Annotated in this window: 17 protein-coding genes; 12 read left to right on the top strand and 5 right to left on the bottom strand. The window is 41.2% G+C overall.

Annotation, left to right across the window (positions count from 1 at the left end; genetic code table 11):
• The first annotated feature begins 32 nt into the window (after positions 1 to 32).
• Together VB620_RS14825 and VB620_RS14820 are read left to right on the top strand one after the other, a co-directional pair.
• Positions 33 to 887 carry a DUF4388 domain-containing protein gene (locus tag VB620_RS14825; protein WP_323196923.1) on the top strand — a complete coding sequence of 285 codons (855 nt, stop codon included), beginning with the start codon at positions 33 to 35 and terminating at the stop codon, positions 885 to 887.
• Between the two features lie 108 nt (positions 888 to 995).
• Positions 996 to 1550 carry a protoglobin domain-containing protein gene (locus tag VB620_RS14820; protein ID WP_323196922.1) on the top strand — a complete coding sequence of 185 codons (555 nt, stop codon included), beginning with the start codon at positions 996 to 998 and terminating at the stop codon, positions 1548 to 1550.
• A gap of 70 nt (positions 1551 to 1620) precedes the next feature.
• On the opposite strand, the gene VB620_RS14815 is transcribed toward VB620_RS14820, so the two are convergent.
• A complete protein-coding gene (locus VB620_RS14815; RefSeq protein WP_323196921.1) occupies positions 1621 to 2055 on the bottom strand; it encodes a nucleoside deaminase in 435 nt (144 codons plus the stop codon).
• A 182-nt stretch (positions 2056 to 2237) separates the two neighbouring features.
• Between VB620_RS14815 and VB620_RS14810 the strand changes: the two genes are divergently transcribed.
• Positions 2238 to 3683: a sensor histidine kinase gene (locus VB620_RS14810; RefSeq protein WP_323196920.1), complete on the top strand. Its 1446-nt coding sequence runs from the start codon at positions 2238 to 2240 to the stop codon at positions 3681 to 3683.
• A gap of 94 nt (positions 3684 to 3777) precedes the next feature.
• Here the strand turns inward: VB620_RS14810 and VB620_RS14805 are convergent, their stop codons facing one another.
• The gene (locus VB620_RS14805) at positions 3778 to 5259 is read right to left on the bottom strand and encodes a UDP-N-acetylmuramoyl-L-alanyl-D-glutamate--2,6-diaminopimelate ligase (RefSeq protein WP_323196919.1); all 1482 of its coding nucleotides are present in this window, start codon (positions 5257 to 5259) and stop codon (positions 3778 to 3780) included.
• Between the two features lie 52 nt (positions 5260 to 5311).
• Positions 5312 to 5584, bottom strand: a complete 273-nt coding sequence (locus VB620_RS14800) for a glutaredoxin family protein (RefSeq protein WP_323196918.1) — start codon at positions 5582 to 5584, stop codon at positions 5312 to 5314.
• 112 nt (positions 5585 to 5696) lie between these two features.
• Here VB620_RS14800 and VB620_RS14795 point away from each other — a divergent pair, with 112 nt between their 5' ends.
• From VB620_RS14795 to VB620_RS14770, 6 genes are all read left to right on the top strand, one after another.
• A complete protein-coding gene (locus tag VB620_RS14795) occupies positions 5697 to 6821 on the top strand; it encodes an RNA-guided endonuclease InsQ/TnpB family protein (RefSeq protein ID WP_323196917.1) in 1125 nt (374 codons plus the stop codon).
• Positions 6822 to 6900: 79 nt separating this feature from the next.
• Positions 6901 to 7458, top strand: coding sequence for a Uma2 family endonuclease (locus VB620_RS14790; RefSeq protein WP_323196972.1), 558 nt, complete (start codon positions 6901 to 6903; stop codon positions 7456 to 7458).
• 158 nt (positions 7459 to 7616) lie between these two features.
• Complete coding sequence (locus tag VB620_RS14785; RefSeq protein ID WP_323196916.1) at positions 7617 to 7826, top strand: hypothetical protein; 210 nt, start codon at positions 7617 to 7619, stop codon at positions 7824 to 7826.
• A 695-nt stretch (positions 7827 to 8521) separates the two neighbouring features.
• Positions 8522 to 9073 carry an IS607 family transposase gene (locus VB620_RS14780; RefSeq protein WP_323196971.1) on the top strand — a complete coding sequence of 184 codons (552 nt, stop codon included), beginning with the start codon at positions 8522 to 8524 and terminating at the stop codon, positions 9071 to 9073.
• A complete protein-coding gene (locus VB620_RS14775) occupies positions 8976 to 10181 on the top strand; it encodes an RNA-guided endonuclease InsQ/TnpB family protein (protein ID WP_323196970.1) in 1206 nt (401 codons plus the stop codon). The genes VB620_RS14780 and VB620_RS14775 overlap by 98 nt, the downstream gene beginning before the upstream one ends.
• 79 nt (positions 10182 to 10260) lie before the next feature.
• Entirely contained in the window at positions 10261 to 11526 is a 1266-nt protein-coding gene (locus tag VB620_RS14770) for an exonuclease SbcCD subunit D (RefSeq protein WP_323196915.1), read from the top strand.
• Positions 11527 to 11677: 151 nt separating this feature from the next.
• On the opposite strand, the gene VB620_RS14765 is transcribed toward VB620_RS14770, so the two are convergent.
• On the bottom strand, positions 11678 to 12373 hold the full coding sequence (locus tag VB620_RS14765; RefSeq protein ID WP_323196914.1) for a PEP-CTERM sorting domain-containing protein: 696 nt from the start codon (positions 12371 to 12373) through the stop codon (positions 11678 to 11680).
• Between the two features lie 216 nt (positions 12374 to 12589).
• On the opposite strand from VB620_RS14765, the gene VB620_RS14760 reads away from it, so the two are divergent.
• Positions 12590 to 14026, top strand: coding sequence for a lipase family alpha/beta hydrolase (locus VB620_RS14760; RefSeq protein WP_323196912.1), 1437 nt, complete (start codon positions 12590 to 12592; stop codon positions 14024 to 14026).
• A 116-nt stretch (positions 14027 to 14142) separates the two neighbouring features.
• Positions 14143 to 16338 carry a single-stranded-DNA-specific exonuclease RecJ gene (locus VB620_RS14755; RefSeq protein ID WP_323196911.1) on the top strand — a complete coding sequence of 732 codons (2196 nt, stop codon included), beginning with the start codon at positions 14143 to 14145 and terminating at the stop codon, positions 16336 to 16338.
• Positions 16339 to 16394: 56 nt separating this feature from the next.
• Here VB620_RS14755 and psb30 read toward each other — a convergent pair whose 3' ends face one another.
• The gene (gene psb30 / locus VB620_RS14750; RefSeq protein WP_323196910.1) at positions 16395 to 16517 is read right to left on the bottom strand and encodes a photosystem II reaction center protein Ycf12/Psb30; all 123 of its coding nucleotides are present in this window, start codon (positions 16515 to 16517) and stop codon (positions 16395 to 16397) included.
• 129 nt (positions 16518 to 16646) lie between these two features.
• Between psb30 and VB620_RS14745 the strand changes: the two genes are divergently transcribed.
• Entirely contained in the window at positions 16647 to 16997 is a 351-nt protein-coding gene (locus VB620_RS14745; RefSeq protein ID WP_323196909.1) for a YkgJ family cysteine cluster protein, read from the top strand.
• Positions 16998 to 17152: the final 155 nt, after the last annotated feature.

Genomic DNA, 17152 nt, shown 5'->3' with positions numbered 1-17152 from the left:
CCAGTTGAACACCAGCTAAGAGAACGAATGTTATGACTATTACTGGTACTTTTAAAGATTTTTCTTTGCCAGAATTACTCCAGTTTTTAGATCACGGAAAAAAGACAGGAGTACTAGCTATTCATTTACAGTCACCAAATAGTAATATGGCACATTACTATATATGGCTACATCAAGGTCGTGTAATTGCCGCAGGGGACCGCTTGGATGAAAAAGGGCTGACATTAATGATTGCCCAACGGGGTTGGATTAGCGAAAGGGTGGTTGCTAGAGTCACTCAGATATGTCCTAATTTCAATAGCACACCTCTGGGACTATCCCTCAAGTCTCAAGGATTGTTAGACGGAGAACAGTTGAAACAGTTATTTAAAAGCCAAGTTGTACGACCAATATCAACTTTATTCCAAGCTGAGGATGGTTTGTTTACATTTAAACCAACCAGAAGTTTGCCCTTTGCAGAGATGACTGGGCTAAGTATGCCCGCTACTGAGGTGATACTGACAGGCTTGCGATTATTGCGAAATTGGGACGCTTTGGCGGACAAATTACCAGATCCAACTTCAGGTTTATCAAGTTTAACTACCAAACAGCCGGAGATGCAGCTTAATGGTCAGGAGTGGCAACTGTGGGAATTTGTGAATGGTGAAATTTCTTTAGATAAAATTTCGACTCATTTGAGACTATCTGTAGAAACTGTGCAACAAATCGCTTTTCGGCTGATAGTTGTTGGTTTGGTAGAGGAGCATTTTATGGTTGCTAATTCCCCATCTAATTTAGAAAATACCAGTACTGCTCTAAGTTTAGTACCTGTGGAAGAACCGCCGCCAAAACCAAATTTCAGTAAGTCATTTTTCAAGAATTTAGTGAGTTTCCTGAGAAGTAAATAGTTAAATATCTAGAAAACTCTGTCAGTGAGAAATGTTCGATATTTTTATACCGAATAACTCCACGAATAACTGTAACTAAATTTCATTCACCCATTATTTAGGATTAATATGACTATGGATAGCCTAGCTTTTTTGAAAACTCTCGAACAACGAGTTAGTTTAACTTCTGAAGATAAGTCTATTTTACAAGCAAATGCAGCATGGGGGCTAGAAATTGCGCCAGCAATGGCAGATCATTTTTATGCTTATCTAGGGCGTGATTCCGAAATGAATGCTATTCTGAATCAGAATGAGGGACGTGTTCACCGCCTACATGAAACCTTTATTCAATGGTTTCATCAAATGTTTACAGGTATGGATGATTGGGGTGATGAATATGCTAAATGTCGCTGGCATATTGGCGTGATTCATGTGAAGATTGGCATTGTTCCTCAGTATGTGGTTCCGGCTATGGGAGTTGTGGTTCATGAAGTGGGCAGAACTTTAAAAGCGAGTGGTAAACCGGACGAATTACAAGAATCTTTGGGTAAAATTTGTATGATCGATCTGGCTTTTATTGAGCAAGCTTATGTAGAAGTGGCTCGGTCTGCTGTATTGAGAGAAACTGGCTGGTCAGAGGCTTTGTTTAAACGGTTAGTTGCTACTGGGGCCTCATCTCTATAGGTTGTAGTTGCTGACTGTAGAAAAGGATTATGATCTTTGATTAGGGTATGTTAATTTAGTTTAATTTACCCTATTTCATGTTATTAAATAATTGTAAACATTCTTGCTTTAAAATTCCTCCTGTAAGTTTGATCTGTCTAAATGATTTAGCTATAACTTCCTCACAAGTGATACTAATTTGTGATTGATGGACTGAGATTAAATCTTGAATGGAAACACCATAGAAAATTTCCGATATATCTGCCCAGATACAGGCTGTAGCACACATGGGACAAGGTTCGGCGGTGGTATATATGGTGTAACCTGCTAAAGAGGGATTTTGCTGTTTAGCTGTTAAATTACGAATAACGTTGATTTCGGCATGGGCTGAGGGATCGTGATCTCGCCTGACTGTATTATGAGCTACAGCGACAACTTTTTGGTCTTTAACAATGACAGCACCATAAGGTGCATCTCCTTTTTGAGCTTCGGCGATCGCTAGGCGCATAAAATATTCTGGGTTCATTTACTTTGGATGATGTGGGGCGATCGCTCAATATAAACTTCTAACAGGGGAAATTCCACCTATATTGTTCGGTTATACCACTGTCGCCAATACACAAAAGAATATAACCTTTTATGTAATGGAGTAGTGAAATGCCGATGTTCAAGGCTGCCAGTCGCTCTGAAGTCAAGGGGTGAATACCTGTGTATCAATGGATCTTGCCAAGTCTGAGTGAAATTTTAGCCGAAAATCAAGCAACTGTGGCTGAATGCTCACCAATGAAAGCAGAACAACAGTGGCGTATCAGTTTAGCCGCTACAGAACAATTGCTAATTAATACTTTAGCAACTGGTTCACCTGATGCTACTACAGGATTAGTGTTAACTGCCCCTGCACCTCTATTTAGTCAGCCAAAATTAACCCAAAGCTTGCAAACTGTCACTTTTACAGCCAAGCCCTTCAACCCCTTGGCACTGATGCCATTTCAAATGCCCCAGGCCGCTACTGAAAATATACCAGTTCCCCCAGAATCAGTGCTGTCTTTATTACCAGCAGATCCACTGGTAGCAGAGCGTTTTTGCTTGGTGTTCACAGACAAATTTAGATTAGTCCTGGTTCTCAAAGAAGATAAAAACGGCGATAAATTCTTTGCGTTTTCCTTTGACCCCGAAGTGGTGGATAAAAGTTGGCGATCGCTCGGTGCGAGAATCATGCTAACTAATCCAGAATTGTATGCCGAAGTCGATACATTAGTCCAAAAGTATGATCCAGTCGCCCCAGACTACCGCACTGTAATTCAGTTTAGCCAGTTATTACTTCAGGAATTGGCAGAACCAGAAGCCAATCAGGAAGCATCAGAAACTAGTGCAGAGTGGGAACAAAAAATCGAGGCTGAAACCCCTAACACCCCAGCCCTGAAACCTGATGTCGAATTACTCCAAGCATTTGCTCACGAAGTGCGTACACCTTTAAGTACAATTCGGACTCTGACACGGTTATTACTGAAACGACGAGACTTACCTGATACCGTCACTAATCGGCTACAAATTATTGATCATGAGTGTACCGAGCAAATTGACCGGATGGAGTTGTTGTTTAAAGCTGCCGAATTAGAAACTTCCGCCTCCCTAAAATCTGCTAATACTCAACTCACACCCATGTCTTTAGATCAGGTATTGTTGCAGAGTGTACCCCGTTGGAAACAAGCAGCCCAGCGCCGGAATTTAACTTTAGATGTGGTTTTACCGCAGCATTTACCCACAGTGGTGAGTAACCCCAATATGCTGGATCGGGTTCTGACTGGTTTATTAGAGAATTTCACCCGCAGCTTACCCCCAGGGAGTCATATTCAAGTACAGGTAATTCCGGCTGGTGACCAACTCAAGTTACAATTATCTCCCCAATCCCATTGTCCAGAAAGCAATTCCGCTAACGAAACTGTGACACCACCAATTCGTAAAGCTCTAGGGCAATTGCTGATGTTTCAACCAGAAACAGGTACGATTAGTTTAAATATTGCTGCTACTAAACATTTATTCCAGGCAATTGGCGGTAAATTGATCGTCCGCCAACGCCAACATTATGGGGAAGTGTTAACTATTTTCTTACCTTTGGAAGTCAGCAGTAAGCAAAAAGTTATTAGTCATTAGTCAATCAATTTTAGATTTTAGATTTTAGATTTTGGATTAGACTGCAATCTAAAATACTTCCTACACTCCCCACACCTCCCACACTCCCCGGTCCCTAACTTACTCTCGCCTGTAAAGCCTCCCGCGCCTGTTCTCGGTCGTCAAAGTGAATTTTTTCTGTGCCGAGAATTTGGTAATCTTCGTGACCTTTACCAGCGAGTAATACACCATCACCGGGTTCTGCTTGTAAAATTGCTGTCCGGATGGCTGTAGCGCGATCGCAAATTACAGTAGGTTTAACTGTATCCGGGATTCCCGCCAACACATCTTGTAAAATTCGTTCCGGGTCTTCAGTGCGGGGATTGTCTGAAGTTAGCACCGCCACATCAGCTAACTCAGCCGCGATTTTACCCATTTTAGGGCGCTTAGTGCGATCGCGATCGCCACCACAACCAAACACACAAATCATTTTTCCAGGAATAAACGGCCGTGCAGCTTTCAGCAAATTCTCCAAACTATCAGGAGTATGGGCATAATCCACAATTACACTAATTTCTTGCTCAGAACTAATTTGCACACGTTCCATCCGTCCAGGAACCCCAGGAAACTCAGAAATAGCCCCAGCCGCTAACTGCAAATCTACTCCTAAATGTAAAACCGCACCCACAGCCGCCAACAGGTTTTCTAAATTATACTGACCAACCAAAGGAGAACGAAAAGCCACATCACCCTTTGGTGTATGCAACATTCCACTCACACCATTCGGCTCGTAAGTTAAATCACTCATGTACAAATCAGCACTGTGATGATTAACGCTGTAACTCCAAACCCGGTCGGAACTTAAACCAGCGATTAAACGTTGACCATACTCATCATCAGCATTAATTATTGCCCTTCCCTGGAGATATTCAGGACTAAATAACAACGCCTTCGCTGCAAAATAATCCTCCATATCTTTGTGATAGTCCAGATGGTCTTGAGTGAGATTACTGAACACCCCCACCTCAAACTTGCAGCCCAAAATGCGACGTTGCACCAAAGCATGGGAACTGACTTCCATCGCCCCAAACTCACAACCAGCATTCAAGGCTTCAGCCAGCTGCTGTTGTAAATCTACAGCAAAGGGCGTAGTGTAGGTAGCAGTTTGGGCAAAACCAGGCCAACGAGTGTAAAGAGTTCCTATCAAAGCCGTAGATAGATTGGCTTTACTCAGCAGAAATTCAATTAAATGAGTCGTGGTAGTTTTACCATTAGTACCAGTCACACCCACTAGCTTGAGTTTTTGTCCGGGATAACCGTAAAAAGCAGCCGCTAATTGGGCGGAGGCTTGAGTCATATCTGCCGCACTGATAACCACAGCCCCATCCGTGGGAGGATTATTCTCTAATGCTTCGGGTGAAATAACCGCCGCTACAGCACCCGATGCGATCGCACTTTGCCAAAACTCACCCCCATCTACCCGCGTTCCCGGCATACCAATAAACAAATCACCCACACCGCAAGCATGAGAATTAGTCTTCAAACCCTTAACTTCCACATCAGCCACAGCCGCATAATCAACACCATCCACAGCCGCCAGTAAATCACGCAATTTCATTTAGTGAACCTCATCACACAAAACTCTTGCGCTTATTCTGCATTATTTTTTCCTAATTAGATAAATATTTACTCAACATTTGCGTTAATTGCTGCACACTAGCACGGGGAGAAGGCCTCGGCAAACGCTCCTCTGTGTCCTCTGCGCCTCTGTGGTTCGATAAACAAAGAACCGGCACCTCATACTGATAAGCCAAAAACCAATCCTCACGGGTCGTAATATCCCGAACTTCCAACTCAAAACTGAGATTTTCCACCTGTTCCAACTTTTCCTGCAAACCCTCACACAAATGACATCCCGGCTTGCTGTATAAAATCAATTGCATTTTCTCAACACATTGAAAGTTCAGTTCAACTTTACCAAAGAAATGGGTTTAAAGCCTCTCTGCGAGACGCTACGCGAACGCACTTCTAGGGCGACTTTGATATAATCTTGTCATGAAAACACTGAAGTTTAAGCTATATGAACACAAAAGGAATAGACACCTGAAACGGATGATCAACGCCGCAGGGGTAATCTATAACCATTGTATTGCTCTGCATAAACGATATTATCGGATGTGGGGCAAACACTTAAACTGTGCTAAACTACAGTCTCATATTGCCAAATTAAGAAAACGTCATCGCCTTTGGCAATCAATAGGTTCTCAAACAGTGCAAGATATCTGTCAACGCATAGAGAAAGCCTATCAACTATTTTTCAAACACAATAAAAAAGGAGTTAGACCACCTGGTTTCAAGAAGGTCAGAAAATACAAATCATTCACTCTTAAACAAGCAGGTTATAAGTTCTTAGGTGGCAACAGAGTCAAGGTAGGAAATCGAGTTTATCAATTTTGTAAGTCCAGAGAAATAGAAGCAAAAATCAAAACATTAACCATTAAGCGCACACCACTAGGTGAGTTATTTATGGTGGTTGTAGTTGATAATCAGTTAGAACCAGAAATCAAATCAACGACTGGTAAAATAGCGGGGTTTGACTTTGGACTCAAAACATTTTTAACTTGCTCCGATGGAACTTTAATTGAATCACCTCAATTCCTGAAACAATCTCTAAATGCCATCAAAAAAGCTAGTAAAAATCACTCCAAAAAACTCAAAGGATCACACAATCGTGAACGGGCTAGAAAAAACTTAGTTCGTAAATATGAAGATGTTTGTAACCACAGACGTGATTGGTTTTGGAAATTAGCTAATCAATTGACAGACAAGTTTGATGTTTTATGTTTTGAAACCTTAACCCTCAAGGGTATGCAACGTCTTTGGGGTAGAAAAATATCAGACTTAGCTTTTGGAGAATTTCTACAAATATTAGAATGGGTAGCCAAAAAGAAAAATAAACAAGTTATTTTTGTAGATAAGTGGTATCCATCTAGTAAAACTTGTTCTGGTTGTGGGCATATTTTAGAAAATCTAGATTTATCTGTTAGACAATGGCGTTGTCCATCTTGTCAGTCAATTAATGGACGGGATGAAAACGCTGCTAAAAATATTCAAATGGTTGGGGCATCAACCATTGGGTTAGGTGATATTAGACTGGCTACGCCAGCAATTGCTGTTTGACCCCAGAATCCCCACGCCTTTAGGCTGGGGAGTATGTCAACAAACTACAATTAAAACAACAGTCAGCCATGCTAACGCTATGACTCAACTTAAATCTCAACTGACACTCTCAGAATTTCTCGCCTTACCAGAAGGGAATATCACCCACGAACTAATTGATGGGGAAGCAAAACCGAAAATAGCACCAAAAAGATATCACTCCCGATTAACCCTAGCTATTAGTCAACTTTTAACACTGTGGGCAGAAAATCGCGGTGAGGTTGGTATTGAATGGGCAGTTACTTTAAAACGCAAAGGTAAAGATTGGGTTCCAGTACCAGACTTGCTGTATATTTCCTACTCTCGCCTATCTCCTGAAGTAATTGCAGATGAACCTTGTCCCATACCTCCAGACTTAGCCATTGAAATTATTTCCCCAGACCAAAGCTTTGGACAAATGAGCGCCAAAGCCACAGATTACCTTGATGCTGGTGTGATGAGAGTTTGGGTTGTAGATGCCAAAGCCAAGACTGTGACAATATTTTATCCTGATACCAAACCGGAAACAAAATTTGGTGAGGATATTTTAGAAGATGCTTTATTAGCAGGGCTAGAAATTACACCCGAACAAATTTTTCAACAGGCGGGAATCCCTTAGATTTATAGAATACAATTTATAAATTTTATTTGACAATCTGAGCTTTAGTCTAATGTCAAATTTTAGCTATTTAGATGTATAATTTTTAGTAGAAATTTCAACTCAGCGAGATTATATATTTCGCTAGCTTTACTTAATATCTGAATGGGTGTAAGGCGATGATTTCTCAAGATTATGACTCAATTGATGCGGTAAATGAACTGTTAAGAAAAATTAGAATAAAAAAAACTCAATTAAAACTGGCGGAAGCATCTAATATGGCTTATACTTCGGCAGTTTTAAAGAATCAACTATTAGCATTACAGCAGCAATTATCGGCATCACAAGACACGGAAATTCAGTCATTAATGAGTTTATTAGATGAATGAACTCAAATCATATCCTAAACATATTCTGCAAGCTGGGGACAATTACCGAGGTCTGATTAATTAGTGACGAGGCTTGTAAAGTGTAAAATCTCAAGAATAATATTCAGCTTTATTAATAGACTAATTCTGACGCAGACTTGTAAATATTCGATTTGGCGTTCCGAACCCAACTTTCATTAACCCAGTGGGAAAATAAATTAGACAACAATTTTGTTGATGGCGATCGCCTGAAACGCTATTATATTATTTTATGAAGCATATCTGTTAACAAATGTTAAAACCCCGCTCATAATTCAGCAGGGCTAAATTGTGTTTCTATCCTTAGAACCAATTCATAATCAGAATAACACTAATGCTGGTAAACAGGATTAACGCACCCATAATCATCGATTGACCCAATTGATTAGGGAAATTGGAGTTATTCATTTTTGATAAAATCCAGAATTTTTATTCTCCCCTTAACTTATCATTAACCCCGTAAATATACATAAAAGCGCTATATAACTTAAAGTATTGTAAGGTTTCTTAGTAAAGATTTTAAAAATATATATCAGTGCGGAAGTTTGACTGTAACCCTTGTTTAATGACGATTGACAAGTCCACATAGCCATTTCGGTTTTGGGTACTCGTGGGGAAAAGGTTATTCAATAGCTAAATATTTGCTAACAATAGATTACATATGCTAATAACTTGGACTGCACCCAAACACTTTAAGGAAGTACGCAGACAATGGCAAGATCGAAAGCATCAAAAACGAAGCGGGACAAAGACTCTTTAACGTCGAGTCCTACCTTCGTGGTGCAACTAGAGCTTCCATTATTTGTTACTGCCGAGTCAGTTCAACCAAACAACGAGACGACCTTGGTAGACAAATTGCTTACATACAATCACTCTACCCAGATGCCGAAATCATCAAAGACATCGGCAGTGGAATCAACTTTAAAAGGAAAGGATTGCAAGCCTTACTGGACAGACTTATGCGGGGAGATAAGCTCACGCTTGTTGTTGCCTGTCGTGACCGACTCGCAAGGTTTGGATTCGAGCTTATTCAGTACATGGTCGAGCAAAACGGTGGACAAATCGTGGTTCTCGACAACACTGTATACTGCCCACAATCAGAACTTACCTCGGATCTTCTCTCCATCCTCCATGTCTTCTCTTGTCGGATGCACGGACTCAGAAAGTACAGTAAAAAAATCAAGGAAGATCCGGATCTTCCTCACTGCGGCACAAAGGCAGACTCTTAGGCATTGGTTTGGTGTATCTAGATTTGTCTATAACACTACTGTCAAATTGCTACAGGATTCTAGCGTCAAAGCTAACTGGAAAGCGATTAAAACTGACATATTAAATGGACTACCAGAATGGAGTAAATCAGTCCCTTATCAAATTAAATCAATCGCCATCAAAGATGCTTGTAAGGCTGTTAGTAATGCCAAGAAAAAGTTTAAAAATGGTGGTGGTATTAGCAAGGTTAGATTTAGGTCAAGAAAAGACTCTGTGCAATCTTGTTACATTCCCAAGTCTGCGGTAAAGGATTTGGGAATCTACCACACTATATTAGGTGAGGCAACCTTCAAAGAATCCTTACCACAAAGCTTTGGCGATTGTCGTTTAGTATTTGCCTACCGTGATTACTATCTGACAGTTCCAGAGGATGTGCCACAACAAAAGTCTGATAACCAAGGACGTGTTGTGGCACTTGACCCCGGTATCAGAACATTCATCACTTTCTTTTCTGAATGCAGTTTTGGTGAAATTGGAACAGCTGCTAATTTGCAAATTCAGAAGCTATGTTTCCGCTTAGATAAATTAATTTCTAAATTCACTAAAGCCAAGTGCAAACAAAGAAGAAGGATGAAGCTTGCCGCCAGTAGACTGCGAGGTAAAATCAAAAACCTTGTAGACGAATTGCACAAGAAAACTGCTAGATTTTTGGTCGATAACTTTGACATTATTTTGCTGCCAACTTTTGAAACATCCCAAATGTCTAAGAAGGTGAGGGAGTCCGGTCTTGGGGTTTCCCCAAGTGTAGGAACTCCCGAACCCGTAAGGGCAAAGCGCCGAATTAGGTCAAAGTCAGTGCGTCAAATGTTAACACTCTCTCACTATCGATTTAAGCAGTTTCTCAAGCACAAAGCTTTTGAGACTAACAAGGTAGTTATGGATGTTAACGAGGCGTATACATCAAAAACAGTCAGTTGGACTGGTGAAATAATTCCCAATCTTGGTGGTGCTAAATTCGTCAAGTCTCCATCTGATGGGCAAATGATGAGCCGGGACATGAATGGTGCGCGAGGGATTTTCCTTCGTGCATTGGTTGATACGCCCTCTCTCAAGGAGTGTATTTGTTAATGAATGTTAGCAAAAAAGTATCGGTAGCTAATTTATAGCTAAGGTGTATTTAACTAAAGTCAACTGACACCTAATAAAGATGATAAAAATCCTCCATCTCTCTGATATCCATATGGGAAGCGGTTTTTCCCACGGACGTATGAATCCGGCGACAGGACTTAACACACGACTAGAGGATTTTGTCAAGACATTATCTCGATGTATCGACCGTGCGCTAGCAGATACTGTAGATTTAGTGTTATTTGGTGGTGATGCGTTTCCGGATGCGACCCCAGCGCCTTATGTACAAGAAGCCTTTGCGAGTCAGTTTCGCCGACTCGTGGATGCAGATATTCCCACAGTGCTGTTAGTCGGGAACCATGACCAACATTCCCAAGGAACGGGAGGAGCGAGTTTAAATATTTACCGCACCTTGGGAGTTCCGGGTTTTGTCGTCGGCGATACTTTAACCACTCATAATATCGAAACCCGTAATGGCAAAATCCAAGTAATTACCCTACCTTGGCTAACTCGTTCGACTTTGATGACTCGCCAAGAAACTAAAAATGCGTCTTTGTCTGAAGTTAATCAAATGTTAACAGAACGCCTCCAAGTGGTTTTAGAAGGAGAAATTCGCCGTCTCGATGCTGATGTTCCCACCGTGCTTTTAGCTCACTTGATGGCTGATAATGCAACTTTAGGCGCTGAACGTTTTTTAGCAGTGGGTAAGGGTTTTACTTTACCTTTATCTTTGCTAACGCGACCATGTTTTGATTATGTGGCATTAGGTCACGTTCACCGCCACCAAAATTTAAATAAATCCAATAACCCGCCGGTGATTTATCCCGGAAGTATTGAACGGGTAGATTTTAGCGAAGAAAAAGAAGATAAAGGCTATGTGATGATAGAACTGGAGAAAGGAACGGCTAATTGGGAGTTTTGTCCTTTACCGGTTCGCAGTTTTCAAACTATTCAGGTGGATATATCGAAAGCCGATGATCCTCAAGTTGCATTAATGAAGGCGATCGCTAAATATAATATAGAAGATGCGGTAGTGCGGTTAATTTATCAACTGCGTTCCGAACAAATGGATATGATTGATAACGCTGCTATCCATACAGCCTTAACTCCAGCACACAACTACACAATTCAAGCAGAATTAATCAGCCAGTTAGCTAGACCTAGAATCCCAGAATTGACCGCCAGTAGCAGTATTGACCCCAGGTCAGCTTTGCAAACTTATCTGAATAACCGTGAAGACTTAAAAGATATCGCCACATCTATGTTGGAAGCAGCAGAAAAGTTACTAAATAATGATGTAGATATTTCCCTGGAACCGACTATTGGACTGACAAAGCTAAAATAGCATATTAGACGTATTGCCATCATCTTAGATTCCCTTATACCACACCAACCTACAATTTTGCTTCTTCCTTTTTTTTCTTATTCCTTAGCGTTCTTTGTGTCCTTTGCGGTTAGTTTCTCTAACGGAATTTCACTAAATCGCCAAACTTTGCTCAACGTCGAATTGAGCGTTTAATCATTCCTGTGACACCCAAAGCACCAAACGCTAATAAACCGAAAATATTAGCCGATTCCGGAACAGAGGCTGTTTTAATAATTAATCGAGGAGTTATCCCAGAGAAATTAGATCCACCTAATGTTAAAGCTCCTTGGTCTTGGGCGCGAATTGCTAAACCCACAAATCTATCATCATTGCTGACTAAATTCTGCACAAAAGAAGTTACGTCAAAATCAATAACTTCTCCACCAACAACAGTTGATGTGTCAATTGTGTTTAACAGCGTGCTTTCTTGTAAATCAGATGCATCGACTTCCCCATTCCCAATATATCCAAATACTCCCAAACTATTAGGTGGATTACCAGGAAGAATACCCAGACCCGTGGTTTGAATAGTAGATATTTCAGCTTGGAAAATAGCGCTTGTAATTACTTGCAAAGGTGGGAGAGAAAATTCAGCCAGATCAAATTCGGCAAATTCTGCCGATTCTCCTTGGGGTCCTAAAACTACAGTATCAAAATTATTAGGAAAAACTTCATCGCCTAAACCATCAAATTCCGATGAAAAACCGCCATCTATAACTTCAAATGTCACTGTGGGACTGAAGGTAAAATTAGCAGCTTTTGCCTGTTGAATCATTAGCAAACTAAATAACAGGCTGATTCCCGCAGTTAGCGCTACCTTTTGCATATAAATAACTAGCCAAATGTTGGAAAATATACTTAATTATAGAGTTAATTTATAATGTCGTCAATTTTTGAGCTTGATCGAGTCAATGCTAGATTTGGTGATTTTCTAGGGAATAATACAAATCATCACAAAACTATAGCAAAAAATATATATTCTGGTAGCTTTTAATTGCTACTACGGCTGAAAGCTAAATTTAACTTTAAAAAGCAAATAATAATGAAATATTTACCCATCATCTATGTGCGTGGATATGCTGGCTCAGATAAAGATGTTGAGCAAACGGTTGAAGATCCATTTTATGGATTTAATCACGGTTCTGCACATATTCGGGTGGGTGCGGAAGGAAACCCGGAGCAGTATATTTTCGAGAGTCCACTATTGCGGCTAATTACTGATCACGGTTATCGACCTGTTTTTGAGCATAATCAGGAGCAGCAGTTGAGAAACAACTGGAAATCTATTTCGATCTACCGATTTTATGATCAAACTACTGAAAGCTTTGGTTCTGAAACAACTATCAGACTATCAATGGAGGAAGTAGCAGAGGGTTTAAGAGAACTGATCAAAAATGTTAAATCTCAGACTGGTGCTAATAAAGTTTACTTAGTTGCTCACTCTATGGGGGGTCTGGTTTGTCGCAGTCTGATACAGAAGATTTATCCAGAGAATAACGAGAAGGCTCTTGATCATATTGATAAATTTTTTACCTATGGTACACCTCATGGTGGGATTCATTTTGATGTGGGGCGTGGATTAATTGAAAAAATTATTGACACACTCAGATTAAATAATATGGATGACTTTGGTCCCCGACGAATGTATGAATATTTAACACCTCAAAGACAGAAAAAATTTTTGTTACCTGAGAAATTTGATGTCCAAAGCTTGAATAACTCTTTTCCAGTAGACCGGGTTTTTTGTATTATCGGTACAAATGCGAGTGATTACGAAGAGGGTTTTGGTTTGACACAGAAGGTTGTAGGCGCTCAAAGTGATGGTCTAGTTCAAATTGACAAAGCTTATGTCAGAGGGTCACACCGCGCCTATATTTATCGGACTCATGGTGGCCGTTATGGAATGGTCAATTCGGAAGAAGCTTATCAGAATCTGCAACGGTTTTTATTCGGTGATATCAAGGTCAAGTTGTCTCTATTTGGTGTAGAATTGAGCGATCGCCAGAATACTTTTTATCAGATGGAAGTCCGCTCTGCTCTGCGTGGTCTTCCGGTTGCTATCCATGAACAAAACATTGATCATTATTGTCCGATCACATTAGAATTAACCAGGGATAAACCCATCCCATTATTTACAGCTTTCATGATTCCTAGCTACTCAGCTAAGTCTGATTCTAGTTGTCGATATGCGATTAAATTAGCATTACATTCCTTTGTAAAAGAAAAGCGCAACTGGTTGTTTGGTAACCATATCGACCAATTACCCTTGTGGTCTGACTATCTGATTGTGGATGTCAAAGTTGTCGATGGTGCATACAGGGCTAAATATACGTGGAATACTGACGAAGAGCCGAACATTTCCATTAATCCCAATCCCCAGGAAGATACTTTTGTTGCTGATATTCCCTTACCGGAACGAGGACAAAAAGCGTTGGGAAATGAAGCAAAAGTTCATTTAGAAATTTTTCTGTGGAGTTAGGGAAATCAAGTCTGCTGTGTGGCAAAATATCGGGTAAATGTATTTTTACTGGCAAAAAATGTTATGAGTTATGAGTGAACTCTCAACTGCGGAGCAACACTCACAACTGATAATTGATGCTCAATCAAACTTTGCCTCAACCGACACTAGCTAACAACTGCTTACCTAATCAGCGTTGGCAAATTTATCCACAGCAACCAGAATCTGCGGAAAATCTGGCGCGGTTAACTAATGTTTCTCCTATTATTAGCCAGCTATTGATTAATCGTGGCGTAACTACAGCAGAAGCAGCACAAGGTTTTTTAAATCCAGAGTCTTTAGTTTTACCTTCACCTTTAGAAGAGTTTCCTGATTTGGCGGTGAGTGTGGAATTGTTGCAAGGGGCGATCGCATCTCAAGCTAAAATAGCTATCTGTGGTGACTATGATGCTGATGGCATGACTAGCACCGCTTTACTGTTGCGTAGTCTCCGCAGTTTAGGTGCAGAAGTAGATTATGCTATCCCTAGCCGGATGCACGATGGTTATGGAATCAATGAACGAATCGTGGAAGAATTTCACAGCGAGGGTGTAAATCTGATTCTGACTGTAGATAATGGCATTTCTGCCTATGCACCCATCGCCAGAGCCAGAGAACTCGGTCTAAATGTAATTGTCACTGACCACCACGACATCCCCCCCAAATTACCTCCAGCTAACGCCATTCTCAACCCCAAACTGATTGCGGAATCTTCACCTTATCGCAGTGTTGCAGGTGTGGGTGTGGCTTACATTTTAGCGGTATCTCTAGCGCAACAGTTAGGCGAAATTAAAGGCTTAGTGCAGCCGATGTTAGCGTTATTTACCCTGGGAACCATTGCAGACTTAGCTCCTTTAACTGGTGTGAATCGGCGTTGGGTGAAACGTGGTTTAAAGCATTTACCTAAATCTTATTTACCGGGAATCAAGGCGTTAATTCAAGTGGCTGGCTTGCAGGTGAGGGAAGAAGCAGGGAGCAGGGAGCAGGGGAGCAGGGAGCAGGGAGCAGGGGAGCGGGGAGCAGGGAGCAAGGGAGCAAGGGAGCAGGGAGCAGGGGGAAAGAGTTCCTCGTCTGCGAAAAGTTTAAAGCCTGAAGATATTGGCTTTCGTTTGGGACCACGGATTAATGCTATTGGTCGCATTGGTGATCCCCAAACAATCATTGAATTATTAACTACAGATGATATGGCGATCGCACTAGATCGGGCGATGGAGTGTGAGTTAACTAACACCAGCCGTCAGCAAATGTGCGAGGAAATTGAACAACAGGCGATCGCCTATGTGGAAGCTGAGTTTGTCTCTGACCTCCCCCAAGACCGAGTATTAGTAGTTGTGCAACCTAATTGGCATCATGGTGTAATTGGGATTGTCGCCTCTCGCCTAGTGGAACGCTACGGTGTGCCTGTGTTTATTGGTACTTATGAGAATGAGACAGAGATTCGCGGTTCTGCCCGTGGGATTCCTGAATTTAATGTATTTGAGGCGTTACAATATTGTCACGATTTGCTCGGTAAGTTTGGCGGACACAAAGCCGCCGGGGGTTTCTCTTTAGCCGCCGAGAATTTGCAGATATTGCGATCGCGCCTCTGTGAATTTGCCCATCAGTGTTTAGAACTACAACACCTGAAACCGTTAGTAAAAATTGATGCCCAACTTGATTTTAATCACATCAATCAGCAGCTGTACCAACAGTTAAATTCTCTGCATCCCTGCGGTATGGAAAACCCCGATCCCCTGTTCTGGACATCCCAGGTACAGGTAATTGAGCAGCAAATCGTTGGTAAGGGTCACATTAAATTAACACTCAGCCAAACTATAGATCATCAACAGTATAAAATTAAAGCGATCGCCTGGAGGTGGCGCGACTATTTCCCCCTCCCACCGCGAGTTGATATTGCATACAAGCTACGAGAAAATCACTTTAATGGCAAAACTACCATTGAGTTGGAGCTACAGGGTGTCAGACTCACCGAGCAAAATTTTGATCATCAAGCTCCTAATTCCCAACGCCTAGAGCTATCTGATCTATTTAATCAATCCCCAGCTAGTCCGCTAAAAACTCAGTTTCAGTACCACCAGCGAGACTATATCTGCGGTATCTATCAAAACGACATTTCACCAGAATTAAGAATTAAAAATCCTGAAGGCAAAGTTTTAGTCATACAACCAGGACACACCATTGGTCTACTGGGTAACAATCGTCAGGACTCTGTAGAAGTTGATATATCTCAACCAAAATATGACCAGATTATCCAAGCTGCTCTTCAGGCATTATCTACCCTCAGTGTTCACTGAGTCCTGAGATATGAGACTTAATTAACTCCACACTCAGCACTCAGGATATTGCCGATTTACATATCACCGTTGCGAAATGCCAGTACAAAGATAACTGCGGGACCAGCAATGATGATGAGACCCACGGAAACTAGCTGTAAGATAACTTCCCAATTGACATTACTTAAAGCGTCGAACATTTTCCCTTGTCCTTATAATTTTTTGGAAAAATACAAAGTAACTTCAGTTACAAAACCCAATATTAATCATATCTGTCTGTGGGCTGCTACATTTAATTTACTTAACAAAATTATAGGAAAATCAATAAAATGGCAAACTGGCAATGTGTGAAACAATGTGGCGCTTGCTGTAACCTTGACCCCGAAGAGCGTCCAGATTTAGAAGAGTATCTTTTACCCGAAGAACTGGAACTCTACCTGAGTATGGTAGGGGAAGGAGGATGGTGCATTAACTTCGATCATACCAACCGCGAATGCCAAATTTACGCAAATCGCCCCCGTTTCTGCCGTGTAGAACCAAAAATATTTGGGGAGATGTACGGAATTGAGCCGGAAGAACTAGATGATTTTGCCATTGACTGCTGTAACCAGCACATAGAGAGTATATATGGCGATCGCAGTTTGGAAATTCTCCGCTTTAATAAAGCCGTTGGTATTTAGGTATGGGGAAAACTATCCCACAAGAAAACGTAACCGTTCAGGGGGGGGTGGAAGAGCGATCGCCAAAGGAGGGGCTGAGTCCTGCGGATATGCTTGTGCGTTCGCCCATCGCTAAAAATTCTCCCCAAAATCTGATAAATTAAGTGATATGGAAG

The sequence above is a fragment of the Nodularia harveyana UHCC-0300 genome, assembly GCF_034931085.1.
Lineage (GTDB): Bacteria > Cyanobacteriota > Cyanobacteriia > Cyanobacteriales > Nostocaceae > Nodularia > Nodularia harveyana.
Note: the sequence above shows the minus strand (reverse complement) of the source record. Positions and strands in the feature narration are given on the sequence as shown.

What these genes read in the sequence shown, in the direction of transcription:
- VB620_RS14765 (WP_323196914.1), bottom strand. Translation starts at nt 12,373, where the DNA reads ATGCAAAAGGTAGCGCTAACTGCGGGAATCAGCCTGTTATTTAGTTTG.
- VB620_RS14770 (WP_323196915.1), top strand. Translation starts at nt 10,261, where the DNA reads ATGATAAAAATCCTCCATCTCTCTGATATCCATATGGGAAGCGGTTTT.
- VB620_RS14745 (WP_323196909.1), top strand. Translation starts at nt 16,647, where the DNA reads ATGGCAAACTGGCAATGTGTGAAACAATGTGGCGCTTGCTGTAACCTT.
- VB620_RS14755 (WP_323196911.1), top strand. Translation starts at nt 14,143, where the DNA reads ATGCTCAATCAAACTTTGCCTCAACCGACACTAGCTAACAACTGCTTA.
- VB620_RS14795 (WP_323196917.1), top strand. Translation starts at nt 5,697, where the DNA reads ATGAAAACACTGAAGTTTAAGCTATATGAACACAAAAGGAATAGACAC.
- VB620_RS14760 (WP_323196912.1), top strand. Translation starts at nt 12,590, where the DNA reads ATGAAATATTTACCCATCATCTATGTGCGTGGATATGCTGGCTCAGAT.
- VB620_RS14775 (WP_323196970.1), top strand. Translation starts at nt 8,976, where the DNA reads ATGTCTTCTCTTGTCGGATGCACGGACTCAGAAAGTACAGTAAAAAAA.
- VB620_RS14785 (WP_323196916.1), top strand. Translation starts at nt 7,617, where the DNA reads ATGATTTCTCAAGATTATGACTCAATTGATGCGGTAAATGAACTGTTA.
- VB620_RS14800 (WP_323196918.1), bottom strand. Translation starts at nt 5,584, where the DNA reads ATGCAATTGATTTTATACAGCAAGCCGGGATGTCATTTGTGTGAGGGT.
- VB620_RS14820 (WP_323196922.1), top strand. Translation starts at nt 996, where the DNA reads ATGACTATGGATAGCCTAGCTTTTTTGAAAACTCTCGAACAACGAGTT.
- VB620_RS14825 (WP_323196923.1), top strand. Translation starts at nt 33, where the DNA reads ATGACTATTACTGGTACTTTTAAAGATTTTTCTTTGCCAGAATTACTC.
- VB620_RS14790 (WP_323196972.1), top strand. Translation starts at nt 6,901, where the DNA reads ATGACTCAACTTAAATCTCAACTGACACTCTCAGAATTTCTCGCCTTA.
- psb30 (WP_323196910.1), bottom strand. Translation starts at nt 16,517, where the DNA reads ATGTTCGACGCTTTAAGTAATGTCAATTGGGAAGTTATCTTACAGCTA.
- VB620_RS14805 (WP_323196919.1), bottom strand. Translation starts at nt 5,259, where the DNA reads ATGAAATTGCGTGATTTACTGGCGGCTGTGGATGGTGTTGATTATGCG.
- VB620_RS14815 (WP_323196921.1), bottom strand. Translation starts at nt 2,055, where the DNA reads ATGAACCCAGAATATTTTATGCGCCTAGCGATCGCCGAAGCTCAAAAA.